This is a genomic window from Streptomyces mabaensis, assembly GCF_053763515.1.
The window spans coordinates 20,016-33,328 of sequence record NZ_JBSOPZ010000032.1 but is presented as its reverse complement, the minus strand read 5'-3'; the positions used below and the strand labels follow the sequence as shown (position 1 = coordinate 33,328).

At 71.5% G+C, this 13,313-nt stretch carries 10 protein-coding genes and 1 tRNA gene; 9 read left to right on the top strand and 2 right to left on the bottom strand.

Features of this window, described 5'->3' with window-relative positions; translation table 11 throughout:
* Window positions 1-10: 10 nt before the first annotated feature.
* On the bottom strand, window positions 11-1,513 hold the full coding sequence (locus ACWV17_RS25505; protein WP_455351485.1) for a potassium/proton antiporter: 1,503 nt from the start codon (window positions 1,511-1,513) through the stop codon (window positions 11-13).
* A 227-nt stretch (window positions 1,514-1,740) separates the two neighbouring features.
* Between ACWV17_RS25505 and ACWV17_RS25500 the strand changes: the two genes are divergently transcribed.
* Window positions 1,741-4,542: a penicillin acylase family protein gene (locus ACWV17_RS25500; protein WP_455361553.1), complete on the top strand. Its 2,802-nt coding sequence runs from the start codon at window positions 1,741-1,743 to the stop codon at window positions 4,540-4,542.
* A 41-nt stretch (window positions 4,543-4,583) separates the two neighbouring features.
* Here the strand turns inward: ACWV17_RS25500 and ACWV17_RS25495 are convergent, their stop codons facing one another.
* Window positions 4,584-5,189 carry a 5-formyltetrahydrofolate cyclo-ligase gene (locus ACWV17_RS25495; RefSeq protein ID WP_455361552.1) on the bottom strand — a complete coding sequence of 202 codons (606 nt, stop codon included), beginning with the start codon at window positions 5,187-5,189 and terminating at the stop codon, window positions 4,584-4,586.
* 84 nt (window positions 5,190-5,273) lie between these two features.
* Here ACWV17_RS25495 and galU point away from each other — a divergent pair, with 84 nt between their 5' ends.
* The 8 genes from galU to ACWV17_RS25455 all read left to right on the top strand — a co-directional run bounded on the left by galU (window position 5,274) and on the right by ACWV17_RS25455 (window position 13,298).
* On the top strand, window positions 5,274-6,176 hold the full coding sequence (gene galU / locus ACWV17_RS25490; protein ID WP_455361551.1) for a UTP--glucose-1-phosphate uridylyltransferase GalU: 903 nt from the start codon (window positions 5,274-5,276) through the stop codon (window positions 6,174-6,176).
* Between the two features lie 3 nt (window positions 6,177-6,179).
* Window positions 6,180-7,508 carry a molybdotransferase-like divisome protein Glp gene (glp, locus tag ACWV17_RS25485; RefSeq protein WP_455361550.1) on the top strand — a complete coding sequence of 443 codons (1,329 nt, stop codon included), beginning with the start codon at window positions 6,180-6,182 and terminating at the stop codon, window positions 7,506-7,508.
* 71 nt (window positions 7,509-7,579) lie between these two features.
* The gene (gene moaC, locus ACWV17_RS25480; protein WP_455351248.1) at window positions 7,580-8,092 is read left to right on the top strand and encodes a cyclic pyranopterin monophosphate synthase MoaC; all 513 of its coding nucleotides are present in this window, start codon (window positions 7,580-7,582) and stop codon (window positions 8,090-8,092) included.
* Entirely contained in the window at window positions 8,089-8,706 is a 618-nt protein-coding gene (locus tag ACWV17_RS25475; protein WP_455361549.1) for a MogA/MoaB family molybdenum cofactor biosynthesis protein, read from the top strand. The genes moaC and ACWV17_RS25475 overlap by 4 nt, the downstream gene beginning before the upstream one ends.
* Window positions 8,703-9,329 carry a GNAT family N-acetyltransferase gene (locus ACWV17_RS25470; protein ID WP_455361591.1) on the top strand — a complete coding sequence of 209 codons (627 nt, stop codon included), beginning with the start codon at window positions 8,703-8,705 and terminating at the stop codon, window positions 9,327-9,329. The genes ACWV17_RS25475 and ACWV17_RS25470 overlap by 4 nt, the downstream gene beginning before the upstream one ends.
* Window positions 9,330-9,491: 162 nt before the next feature.
* The gene (sepX, locus tag ACWV17_RS25465) at window positions 9,492-10,622 is read left to right on the top strand and encodes a divisome protein SepX/GlpR (RefSeq protein ID WP_455361548.1); all 1,131 of its coding nucleotides are present in this window, start codon (window positions 9,492-9,494) and stop codon (window positions 10,620-10,622) included.
* Between the two features lie 68 nt (window positions 10,623-10,690).
* A tRNA-Ala gene (locus tag ACWV17_RS25460) sits at window positions 10,691-10,764 on the top strand.
* 143 nt (window positions 10,765-10,907) lie between these two features.
* Entirely contained in the window at window positions 10,908-13,298 is a 2,391-nt protein-coding gene (locus tag ACWV17_RS25455; protein WP_455361547.1) for a SpoIIE family protein phosphatase, read from the top strand.
* The last annotated feature ends 15 nt before the right edge of the window (window positions 13,299-13,313 follow it).

The following is a 13,313-nucleotide window of genomic DNA, read 5'->3' as shown; positions in this document are numbered from 1 at the left end:
TCACCTGCGATTAACCGGAGTTTCGATGTCCGGTTCCCAGCCACCCCGCCAGCTTGCCACCCTGCCCGACGGCCCGCAGCCGCGCCTCCGCCGCGTCCCGCACCGGATCCGTCGCCACCACCAGCAGCTCGTCGTGCCGGCGCAGCGCGGTCGTCGGCCCCGGTACGAAGCTCTTCCCGTCCCGTACGACCAGGGTGACCGCGGCGCCGGGCGGCAGCCGCAGCTCGCTGACCTCCACCCCGTGCATCCTCGACTTCTCGGGGATCACGACCGACAGCAGGTGCCCGCGCAGCCGCTCCAGCGGCGCCGACTCGATGCCCAGGTCCGCGGCCGCCTCCGACTCGCCGAGGTCCAGCTTGCGGGCCAGCCAGGGCAGCGTCGGTCCCTGGACGAGCGTGTAGACGACGACCAGCACGAAGACGATGTTGAAGATCCGGTCGCTGCCCTCGACCTGCGCCACCATCGGGATGGTGGCCAGGATGATGGGCACCGCACCGCGCAGGCCCGCCCACGACATCAGGGCCTGCTCGCGCCACGGCACTCGGAAGGGCAGCAGGCTGACGAAGACCTCCAGCGGCCTCGCCACCATCGTCAGCACCAGTCCCACGACCACGGCCGGCCAGAAGTCGTCGAGCAGCTCGCTTGGGGTCACCAGCAGGCCGAGAAGGACGAACATGCCGATCTGCGCGAGCCAGCCGAGCCCGTCCGCGAACCCGCGGGTGGCGGGCCAGTGCGGCAGTTTGGCGTTCCCGAGCACCATCGCGGCCAGGTAGACGGCGAGGAAGCCGCTGCCGTGCGCCATGGCGCCGGCCGCGTAGGCGACCACGGCGATGGCCATCACCGCGATCGGGTAGAGGCCGGAGGCGGGCAGTGCCACATGCCGCAGGGTGAAGGCACCGAGCCAGCCCGCCGCGAGGCCGATGGCGGCGCCGATCGCCAGCTCCATGGCGATCTTGCCGACCAGTACGTACCACTCGTCCACCGGGCCGGCTGCCGAGAAGGCCACCACCAGGATCACGACAGGGGCGTCGTTGAAGCCCGACTCCGCTTCCAGTACGCCTGTTATCCGGGACGGCAGCGGGACCTTCCGCAGGACGGAGAAGACCGCCGCGGCGTCCGTCGAGGACACGACCGCGCCGATGATGAGCGCCTGCCGCCACTCCAGCCCGACCAGATAGTGCGCGCCGGCGGCCGTCACGCCCACGCTCACCGCGACGCCGACGAGCGACAGTACGGCGGCGGCGGGCAGTGCGGGCTTGATCTCTTTCCACTTCGTGCCCAGGCCACCTTCGGCCAGGATCACCACAAGTGCGGCATAGCCGATGACCTGCGTCAGTTCGGCGTTGTCGAAGACGACGCCCCCGATGCCGTCCTGTCCGATGGCGATGCCGAGTCCGAGGTAGATGAGCAGGCTGGGGAGCCCGCTGCGTGAGGAGACACGTACGGCCGCGACCGCGACGAGCAGGACGAGCGAGCAGATCAGCAGGAGCTCATTGAGCTGATGAACAGTCAGGGGCCGGCCTTTCCCTCGAACGCCTGCCGGATCGTTCCTCCGGCGGCAGGTACTTCGTTACCTTACCTAATCTTTGACGCTTTCTTTACGCGGGTTCTTTACGCGGGCGTCCGTCGGTGCGACAGCAGTTCGACCGCGTTACTGATACCGCGTCCGGACCGCGCAGGCGCTGCGCCTATGGTTGCTCCCAGCACTCCCAGGACCACCCTGCCCCTCGAAGGACAGCGATGCCCGCCAACGAAACCGCCTCTTCCGGCAAGAAGAAGGGGCGACGCGCCCGCCTGATCGTGATCCTCCTGGTGCTGGCGCTCGTCGCAGGTGTCGGATATGGCGCGTACTGGAGCATCGACAGCGTGCGTGCCTCCTTCCCGCAGACCACGGGGACGGTGAAGCTCGAAGGCCTCTCCGGACCCGTCGACGTCAAGCGCGACGAGTACGGCATTCCGCAGATCTACGCCGACTCCGACGAAGACCTGTTCCGCGCCCAGGGTTTCGTCCAGGCCCAGGACCGCTTCTGGGAGATGGATGTCCGCCGCCACATGACCGCCGGACGTCTGTCGGAGATGTTCGGCAGCGGACAGGTGGAGACGGACGCGTTCCTGCGCACCCTCGGCTGGCACCGGGTGGCGCAGGCCGAGTACGAAACGAAGCTCGCGCCGGAGACCAAGAAGTACCTCCAGGCGTACGCCGACGGCGTCAACGCCTACCTCAAGGACCGCTCGGGCAAGGAACTGTCCGTCGAGCACGCGGCGCTCGGCCTCAGCAACGACTACAAGCCCGAGAAGTGGACGCCGGTCGACTCGGTGGCCTGGCTCAAGGCGATGGCCTGGGACCTGCGCGGCAATATGCAGGACGAGATCGACCGCTCGCTGATGGAGAGCCGGCTGTCGAAGACGCAGATCGACGAGCTCTACCCGCCGTACCCCTTCGACCGGAACAAGCCGGTCGTCGAGGGCGGTGGCGTCGACTCCGCCGACGGGAAGTACGACCCGAAGGCCGCCTCCGGCAGTGACGGAGAGGGCAGCGGCGACGGACAGGGTCTCTCGGACGGTGACGGACCGGGCAGCGGCGACGGACAGGGCGACGGCAGCGGGGCGCAGGGCGCCGTCCAGGGTCTTCAGACGCAGCTCTCCGCCCTCTCCGACACCCTCGACGAGGTCCCGGCGCTGATCGGCCCGAACGGCAACGGCATCGGCTCGAACTCCTGGGTCGTCTCCGGCAAGTACACGACCACCGGCAAGCCGCTGCTCGCCAACGACCCGCACCTGGCGCCCCAGCTGCCGTCGCTCTGGTACCAGATGGGCCTGCACTGCCGCAGCGTCTCGGCCACGTGCCAGTACGACGTCGCCGGCTACACCTTCGCCGGCATGCCGGGCGTGATAATCGGTCACAACCAGGACATCGCCTGGGGCATGACGAACCTCGGCGCCGACGTGACCGACCTCTACCTGGAGCGGATCACCCCCGACGGCTACCTCTACCGCAGCAAGACCCGCCCGTTCACGACGCGCGAAGAGGTCATCAAGGTCGCGGGCGGCCCGAGCAAGAAGATCATCGTCCGGACCACCGGCAACGGCCCCATCGTCTCCGACCGCAGCGACGAGCTGGAGACGGTCGGCGAGAAGGCCCCGGTCGACACCCAGGCGCCCGAGCGCGGCACCGGCTACGCGGTCGCGCTGCAGTGGACCGCCCTCAAGCCGGGCAAGACCATGGACGCCGTCTTCCAGCTCAACCGGGCCAAGGACTTCGACGGATTCCGCCGGGCGGCCCGTGACTTCGAGGTCCCCTCGCAGAACCTGATCTACGCCGACGGCAAGGGCAACATCGGCTACCAGGCGCCCGGCCGCATCCCGGACCGCCGCAAGGGCGACGGCCGGATGCCGGCCCCCGGCTGGGACCCCGACTACGCCTGGCCCACCGGCGAGGACGCGTACATCCCGCAGGACGAGCTGCCCTGGGACCTCAACCCCGAGCGGGGCTACATCGTGACCGCCAACCAGGCGGTCACCGAGTCGGGCGAGGGCAAGTACCCGTACACGCTCACCACGGACTGGGGCTACGGCGCCCGCAGCCAGCGGATCAACGACCTCATCGAGACGAAGATCAAGGACGGCGGCAAGGTCTCGACCGAGGACATGCAGAAGATGCAGATGGACAACCACAGCGAGATCGCCGTGCTGCTGAAGGACATCCTGTCGGAGATCGACATCTCGGACCCGCACGTCCGTGAGGCGCAGCAGCTGCTGGACGGCTGGGACTACACCCAGGAGCCGGACTCGGCCGCCGCCGCGTACTTCAACGGGGTCTGGCGCAACATCCTCAAGCTCGCCTTCGGCAACAAGCTGCCGAAGGAGCTGCGGGTCGAGGGCCAGTGCCTGAACGTCCGGCCCGCCGACCCCACGGGCCCCGTGGACGACCTCGACAAGCTGGTCCGCGAGTGCGGCGAGCGCAGCGGGGACACCGCCCAGCCGGACGGCGGCGACCGGTGGTTCGAGGTCGTACGCGGGCTCATCGAGGACGAGGACAACGCGTGGTGGCAGACGCCCGGTACGCGTCTGGACCCCGCGACCAAGACGCGTGACGAGCTCTTCGCCCGGGCCATGAAGGACGCCCGCTGGGAGCTGACCGCCAAGCTCGGCAAGGACGTCGACAGCTGGAGCTGGGGCCGGCTGCACCAGCTGACCCTGAAGAACCAGACCCTCGGCACCGAGGGGCCCGGCTACCTGCAGTGGCTGCTCAACCGGGGCCCGTGGCACCTGGGCGGCGGCGAGGCCGCGGTCAACGCGACCGGCTGGAACGCGGCGGAGGGCTACGACGTCATCTGGGTTCCGTCCATGCGGATGGTGGTGAACCTGGGCGACCTCGACAAGTCCCGCTGGATCAACCTCAGCGGCGCCTCGGGGCACGCCTACAGCGCGCACTACACGGACCAGACCGACAAGTGGGCCGACGGGGAACTGCTCGACTGGGCGTTCACCGAGGAGGCCGTCGGCAAGAGCACGGTCGACGCGATGGTGCTCAAGCCGTAGGGGCTCGGACCCGGGCGGCCGCCCCGGCCGCCCAGGCCGGCTCAGCCGCCGAAGCGGGTGACGCCGCCCGGTGTCACCACGGCGTGCACGGGGTGGTCGTGCGGTTCCTCCGGGACCCGCGCGACCACCTCGTTGTCGTACAGCAGCACCACCAGTGCGGGGTGCGCGTCCGCCCGGGCGAGCCGCGCGAGTACCCGGTCGTACGAACCGCCGCCGCGGCCCAGGCGCATCCCGCGGGAGTCGACCGCCAGGCCGGGGAGCAGTACCGCGCCGGCGGTCAGGACGGCGTCCGGGCCGAGCCGTGGACCGGCCGGCTCCAGCAGGCTGATCTTGCCGGGGTGGTGGGCGCGTACGAGCTGCTCCGCGCCGTCGTACGTGCCCCAGTCGAGGTCGTTGTCGGCCATGAGGACCGGGAGCAGGACGCGCACGCCCCGCGTGCGCAGCGCGTCGAGCAGCGCTCGGGTGCCCGGTTCGCGCCCCACGGAGACGTACGCCGCCACCGTGCCGGCCCGGGTGAGTTCGGGAAGCTCCAGGGCCCGGCGGGCGAGAACCGCGGCCGTCTTCCCGGCGTCTTCCTGGGACAACCGCGCTCTGGTGGCGAGCAGTTCGCGCCGGATGTCCGACTTGCTGGACTGGTCCCCGTGCATATTCAGTTCACAAACCCTTCCATATGACCGTGAATTAACCGGAGCATCATGTTCCGCCCATAGGCAGCGGATATGGTTCTGCGCATGACTCAGTTGCACCCCAGGATCAGCAAGGCGGTCATTCCCGCCGCTGGTCTCGGAACACGGTTCCTTCCGGCCACCAAGGCCACGCCGAAGGAAATGCTGCCCGTCGTCGACAAGCCGGCGATCCAGTATGTGGTGGAGGAGGCGGCCTCGGCCGGGCTCTCCGACGTCCTCATGATCACCGGTCGCAACAAGCGCCCGCTGGAGGACCACTTCGACCGTAACTATGAGCTGGAGTCGGCGCTGACCCGTAAGGGCGACGCCGAGCGGCTGGCCAAGGTGCAGGAGTCCAGCGACCTCGCGACCATGCACTACGTCCGCCAGGGCGACCCCAAGGGCCTCGGCCACGCCGTGCTGTGCGCCGCTCCGCACGTCGGCCACGAGCCCTTCGCCGTACTCCTCGGCGACGACCTGATCGACCCGCGCGACCCGCTGCTGGCCCGGATGGTGGAGATCCAGGAACAGCACGGCGGCAGCGTGGTCGCGCTGATGGAGGTCGACCCGGCGCAGATCCACCTGTACGGCTGCGCGGCCGTCGAGCCGACCCAGCACGGGGACGTCGTCAAGGTCACCGGCCTGGTGGAGAAGCCGGACGCGGCCGAGGCACCCAGCAACTACGCGATCATCGGACGTTACGTCCTCGACCCGGCCGTCTTCGCGATACTCCGAGAGACCGAGCCGGGCCGGGGCGGCGAGATCCAGCTCACCGACGCGCTGCAGAAGCTGGCCGTCGACGAAAAGGTGGGCGGCCCGGTGCACGGCGTCGTCTTCAAGGGCCGCCGCTATGACACCGGTGACCGTGGCGACTACCTGCGGGCCATTGTCAGACTCGCGTGCGAACGTGAAGACCTGGGACCCGAGTTCCGGGCCTGGCTTCGCAGTTACGTCACCGAGGAGATGTAGCCCTTGAGCAGCACCGCGCCATCGGACACCGGCAGCCCGCGGCTCTGGTCGGTCGACGAGCACCTGGACGACGTCCTCGGTGCCGTCCGCCCGCTCGAACCGATCGAGCTGCAACTCCTCGACGCCCAGGGCTGTGTCCTGGTCGAGGACGTGACCGTGCCCGTCGCCCTGCCGCCCTTCGACAACAGCTCGATGGACGGCTACGCGGTCCGTACGGCCGATGTCGCGGGCGCGAGCGAGGAGTTCCCCGCGGTGCTGCTCGTCGTCGGTGATGTCGCGGCGGGCAGCGGCGAGCTGCCCACCGTGCGCCCCGGCGAGGCCGCCCGCATCATGACCGGTGCCCCGCTGCCGCCCGGCGCCGAGGCCGTCGTCCCCGTCGAGTGGACCGACGGCGGTACGGGCGGGGGCGCGGCGACGACGATGCGTGCGGCCAGTACGGCACCGGAGGGCGCGAGCGGCGAGGTCCGGGTGCACCGCGCCGCCGAGGCGCGGGCGCACGTCAGGGCGCGCGGCAGCGACGTCCAGGCGGGCGACCTCGCGCTGGAGGCCGGGACGGTGCTGGGACCGCCCCAGATCGCCCTGCTCGCCGCCATCGGCCGTGGCACGGTCCGGGTCCGGCCGCGGCCCCGGGTCGTCGTCATGTCGACCGGGAGCGAGCTGGTCCAGCCCGGCGAGGAGCTGACCGAGGGCCGGATCTACGACTCGAACAGCTTCGCGCTCACCGCGGCCGCGCGGGACGCCGGCGCCATCGCGTACCGCGTCGGCGCCGTCGGGGACAACGCGGAGACCCTGCGGGCGACGATCGAGGACCAGCTGATCCGGGCGGACCTCCTGGTCACCACGGGCGGCGTCAGCGTCGGCGCGTACGACGTCGTCAAGGAGGCGCTGTCCTCCGTCGGCGACGCGGACGAGCCGGGCAGCGGGGTGGACTTCCGCAAGCTGGCCATGCAGCCGGGCAAGCCGCAGGGCTTCGGGTCGATCGGCCCGGACCACACGCCGCTGCTTGCGCTGCCGGGCAACCCGGTGTCGTCGTACGTCTCGTTCGAGCTGTTCGTACGGCCCGCGATCCGTGCCCTGATGGGTCTGCGGGACGTCCGGCGTCCCACCGTCCGGGCCGTGCTCCGCACCGACAAGGCGCTGACCTCACCGGCCGGCCGCCGCCAGTTTCTGCGCGGTACGTACGACGCCGAGGCGGGCACCGTCACCCCGGTGGGCGGCGCCGGATCCCACCTGATCGCGGCCCTCGCGCACGCCGACTCGCTGATCGTCGTCCCGGAGGACGTCACCTCGGCCGAACCCGGCACGGGGCTCGAGGTGGTCCTGCTCGGCTGAATCCCTCCCGGTGCGGGTACCGTGGCTGCCCACAGAGGCCCTGATGGGGCCCGGACCGGGAGCGCCCCAAGATGACTGCGATTTCCCGGGGGACGACCCCCGGATCCCCCCAGCAAGACAGGCTGACGCACATCGACGCCGCGGGCGCGGCCCGCATGGTGGACGTGTCGGAGAAGGACGTCACCAGTCGGACCGCCCGGGCGAGCGGGCGGGTGCTGGTCTCTCCCCGGGTGATCGAGCTGCTGCGGGGCGAGGGGGTGCCCAAGGGTGACGCGCTCGCGACCGCGCGCATCGCCGGGATCATGGGCGCCAAGCGCACGCCCGACCTGATCCCGCTCTGTCACCCGCTCGCGGTCTCCGGCGTCACGCTCGACCTCGCGGTCGCCGACGACGCGGTCGAGATCCTCGCCACGGTGAAGACCACCGACCGGACGGGCGTCGAGATGGAGGCGCTGACCGCCGTCTCGGTCGCTGCGCTCACCGTCATCGACATGGTGAAGGCGGTCGACAAGGGCGCGGTCATCACGGACGTGCGCGTGGAGGAGAAGACGGGCGGCAAGTCCGGCGACTGGAGCCGGTCGTGAGTGCCGCGCCGCGCGCCGGAGAGGTGCACAGCCACAGCCACGGCCCGGCACCCGAGCCGAGCGACAGCCGCGGCCCCGCGGCCGAGCCGAGTGCGCCTGCCGCTCCGGCGGAGGCGTCGCCGCGGCGGGCCCTGGTCGTCACCGCCTCCAACCGCGCCGCCGCCGGCGTCTACGCCGACCGGGGCGGCCCGGTCCTCGCCGACGGCCTGCGCGCGCTGGGCTTCTCGGTCGACGGCCCGCAGGTCGTACCGGACGGCGAGCCGGTCGAGCAGGCGCTGCGCGCCGGCGTCGCCGCCGCGTACGACGTCATCCTCACCACCGGCGGTACCGGCATCTCGCCCACCGACCGGACCCCCGACGCGACCCTGCGGGTGCTGGACTACGAGATCCCCGGCATCGCCGAGGCGATCCGCGCCGAGGGACTGGCGAAGGTCCCCACCGCCGCCCTCTCGCGGGGCCTGGCCGGTGTCGCGGAGCGGACGCTGATCGTCAACCTGCCCGGTTCGACCGGGGGAGTCCGGGACGGACTGGCGGTCCTGGACCGGCTTCTCGTCCACGCCGTCGACCAGATGCGGGGCGGCGACCACCCACGGCCGGCGGGGGGCCCGAGCTGAACGCTCCCTCCTGGCCTGTCGTGCTGGTGGACGGCGAAGTCGTCCTCCGCCCGATAAAGCTGCGCGACCAGCGGGCGTGGCGGGAGGTCAACCGGCGCAATCGCGACTGGCTGCGCCCCTGGGAGGCGACCATCCCGCCGCCGGCGCCGGCCGGCCCGGTCGCGCAGCGGCCCACGTACCGTCAGATGGTCCGCCATCTGCGCGCGGAGGCCAACGCCGGCCGGATGCTGCCGTTCGTGATCGAGTACGAGGGCCGCCTCGTCGGGCAGCTGACGGTCGCCGGGATCACCTGGGGCTCGATGTGCGCGGGGCATGTCGGCTACTGGGTCGACCGGGAGGTGGCGGGCCGCGGGGTGGTGCCCACCGCGGTGGCCCTCGCCGTCGACCACTGTTTCCGTTCGGTCGGGCTGCACCGCATGGAGGTCTGTATTCGCCCCGAGAACGGCCCCAGCCGCAGGGTCGTGGAGAAACTCGGATTCCGCGAGGAGGGGCTGCGCCCGCGTTATCTCCACATCGACGGCGCGTGGCGCGACCATCTGGTGTACGCGCTGACGGCCGAGGAGGTCCCCGACGGCCTGCTGCGCCGCTGGCACCAGGCCAGACCCGGAACAACACGGAAATGAAATGCGTGTTCGAAATTGACCGCACTCCGACCGTAAACACGCTCACTCGTGCGGCCGGTTGATCCGAACAATCACAAAAAAAGTCCGTGATATCAGCCGGATCGTGCGACACACCGGGCCAATTGGCGGATGGCCTCGCTCGTACCCCTCTACGGTGTGAGGGTGAGCAGCAGCGGCCTCATCTACGCAGTCATTGTCGGGGCCTGGGCCGCCTACCTGGTGCCGATGTGGCTCCGGAGGCAGGACGAGCTGAACGAGGCCCGTCCGACGGAACGCTTCTCCACCGCCATCCGGCTGCTGTCGGGACGGGCGGCCATGGAGCGCCGTTACGCCAAGGATCTGCAGGAGCGCAGTGACGAGGAGGCGGAACACCGCACCGACCCGGACGCTGTGACGGACCCTCCCAGTTCCGTCGACGTCCGGGCTTTCGCCGTGCCCCCGACAAGTATCGAGCAGCACGAACACGTCGAGTCCACGGGACGGCCCGAGCCGTCCACGCCCGCCAGACCCGCCCGCCCGTCCGGCGCATCGGGCTCCTCGGGTGCATCGGGCTCCTCCGGCGACGCCGCCGAGCGCGCGCGCCGCGCCAAGCGCCTGAAGGTCCTGGCACGCCGCCGGCGCACCACCGTGGTCCTCTTCCTCGCCTTCACGCTGGGCGCCGTCGTCGCGGCGGTCGGCGGACTGCGCTTCCTCTGGGCGCCCGGCGTGCCCGCCGCCCTGCTGAGCGCGTACATCATGCATCTGCGCGCCCAGGAGCGGCGGCGCTTCACCTTCACCATGGACCGGCGCCGGGCCGAGGCCGCCGCTCAGCGGCTGCGCGAGACCCGCACGCGGCGCAGGCAGGCCCCCCCGGCCGAGCCGGCCGAGGAACCCGAGACGCGAACGGAGCCGGAACCGGTCCCCGTCGTCTCGCCGCAGGAAGCCGGCCGACGGGCCCTGGTCGAGCAGACCGACCACGCGGAGTGGGTCGATCAGCAGCGCGAGCGCGGTCCGGCCCAGGGCGAGAGCTGGGAGCCGGTCCCGGTCCCGCTGCCCACGTACGTCACGGCCCCGGTGGCCCCGCGGGCGACCGGCAGCGTGGACCTCGGGGCCCCGGACGCCTGGAGCTCCGCCCGCTCCAGCACCGTCGAGCCGACCCCGGCCGCGGCGCCTCCCGCGTCCTCCGTACCCCCGGCAGCCGATCCGGCCCCGAGTCGCCGTGCGCCCTCACCGCGCCGCGCTCGCGAGGCCGGCCGCACTCCGCTCTTCGACCAGTACGAGGAGGAAGCCCGGCCGCGCGCGGCCAACGAGTGAGACGTGACCTGCGAGGGAACGGATTACCAAGCACCCCGACGGGGGTGCTAAGGTTTCACTCGTTGCAAGGGCCTGTGGCGCAGTCTGGTAGCGCACCTCGTTCGCATCGAGGGGGTCTGGGGTTCAAATCCCCACAGGTCCACCGCACGCAGAGATCCCGTCCGATCGTTCAGATCGGGCGGGATTTTCGCGTTCCCGGGACGCCGTCCGATCACCGGCCGGGAAGCCTGCTGCCCGCTCGCGGTGAAGAATGGCCAGTGGTCGGGAGCGTCGAACGAGGTGTGCATGCACATGGTTCGCAACATCGAGAATCCCCTCGACGCCGGGTACGCGGCGGGGCTTGTGCTGGACGGCACCGCGACCGTGCTGGGCTGCACGCCCGCGGCCGAGGCGCTCCTCGGCCGCAGCGCGGAGGAGCTGCGCGGCCGGCCCCTGCGCTCCCTGCTGGCCGACCCCGCCGGCTGGGCGGAGATCATGGCCCGGCGGAGCACCTCGGTCTGGGAAGGCCGCGCCGTCGTGCGGACGGGGGACCGGGGGGAGTTGGACATCACCTACCGGGTCCTCCCGCTGGATCCGGCCGGGATGAGCGAGCACGACTCGCACTGGCTGGTCACGGGGGCGCCGAGCGCACTGGTGTCGAAGTGGCGGCAGGACTTCGCGTTCACGCAGGAACTGCTCCTCCAGGACCGCGTCGGCCTCGCGGTGTTCGACAAGGACCTGCGGCTGGTGCGGACGAACACCCACCTGCTGCCGTACACCGGCCTGCCCCCGAACCTGGAGGGCCGCCGGCTGGGGGACGTCATCTGGGCCGAGGACGCGCGGCAGATCGACGACCAGGTACGAGAGGTCCTGCGCACCGGGATCCCGCTGGTGGGGGTGGACGCCCACGTACGCACGCTGGTCGACCCGGGGGCCGGGCGGATCATGGCGGTGTCCGCCTTCCGCCTCCAGGAGCCGGACGGGCGGGTGATGGGGGTCACCGGCCTGTTCACCGACGTCACGGAGCAGCGCAGGGCGCGCCGGCGGCTCGATCTGCTGCACCGCGCCACCGCGGTGCTCCGGCACTCGCTGTCCGTCGCCGAGACCACGCAGGACCTCGCCGACGTACTCGTGCCGGATCTTGCCGACTCGGCCGCCGTCGACATCGCCGACGCCGTCTTCCGGTATGCGGAGCCGGGCCCCGAGCATCATCGGCACCACCTGCTGCGCCATGCCGCCGCGGCCGGACCGGATACGGGCCGGCGCGAGCCCGGCGACGTGATCGAGCTGGACACCGGGGGAGTGCAGCGGGGGCATGTCTGGGGGGATGAGGTGCCGGGTACGGCCGGGACCGGCGCCGGGCGGGATCAGCGCGTCCGCTCCGGGATGACCGTACTGCTGCGCGCCCGGGGCATGGTCCTCGGCCGGGTCACCGTCGAGCGCACCGGCCTCCTCCCGTTCGACAAGGACGATCTGGACCTGCTGGGCGAGATCGCCTCCCGCGCGGCCCTGGTGGTGGACAACGCGCGCCGCTACGCACGCGAGCGCCGCGCGAACGTGAGTCTTCAGCGGAGCCTGCTGCCTCCGGAGGAGAGTGACACGGTCGCGGTCCAGTCGGCCAGCGTCTACCTGCCCACCGACGCGGCCACCGGGGTGAGTGGCGACTGGTTCGACGTCATCCCGCTGTCCTCCGCCCGCGTCGCCCTGGTCGTCGGCGACGTGGTCGGCCACGGACTGCACGCCACAGCGACCATGGGACGGCTGCGCACGGCTGTGCGGACGCTGGCCGATCTCGATCTGGAGCCGGACGAGCTGCTCGCCCATCTCGACGACCTCGTCTCCCAGCTCACGGTCGAAGCCGGCAGCAACGAGCCCGACGCGCAGGGCGCCGAACCGCAGGGCCCGTATCACTCGTTCGGCGGCACCTGCCTGTACATGACGTACGACCCGGTGGCGCGGCACTGCGTGATGGCCAGCGCCGGGAGCCCGCCGCCGGCCGTGGTGGCGCCGGACGGGACCGTCGCGTACGTGGATGTCAGCCCGGGCCCGCCGCTGGGGGTCGGCGGGCTGCCGTTCGAACCCGTGGAGATCGATGTCGAGGAGGGCAGCGTGCTCGCGCTCTTCACGGACGGACTCGTCGAGCGGCGCGCGGGCGACCTCGACGAGGGAATGGAGGCGCTGCGGAGCCGGCTGATGGACGCGGACGCCGTCCGACGGCCGCTGCGGGAGGTCGGCCGGGAGGTGGTGGAGGGGCTCGCGCCGAGCCGGCTCCCCGACGACGTCACCCTGCTGCTCGCCCGTACCCGGGTGGTCGCCCCGGACGACAGCGTGACGTGGTCGCTGGACGCCGATCCTGCGGTCGTGGCGAGCGCGCGTGAGCTGGTGGTGGGACAGCTGTCCCGCTGGGGTCTGGACGAACTGACCTTCACCACCGAGCTGGTGGTGAGCGAGCTGGTCACCAACGCCATCCGCTACGCGGGCGGGCCGGTCGAACTCCGGCTGATCCGGGCAGGCACGCTGATCTGCGAGGTCTCCGACCCGAGCGCGACACAACCACGGATGCGGCGGGCGCGTACCACCGAGGAGGGCGGGCGCGGCCTGTTCCTGATCGCGCAGCTCACCCAGCGATGGGGCAGTCGCTACACGCGGCGCGGGAAGACGATCTGGGCGGAGCAGCCGCTCCCGGTCGTGGAGTGACACGACAATGCCGGT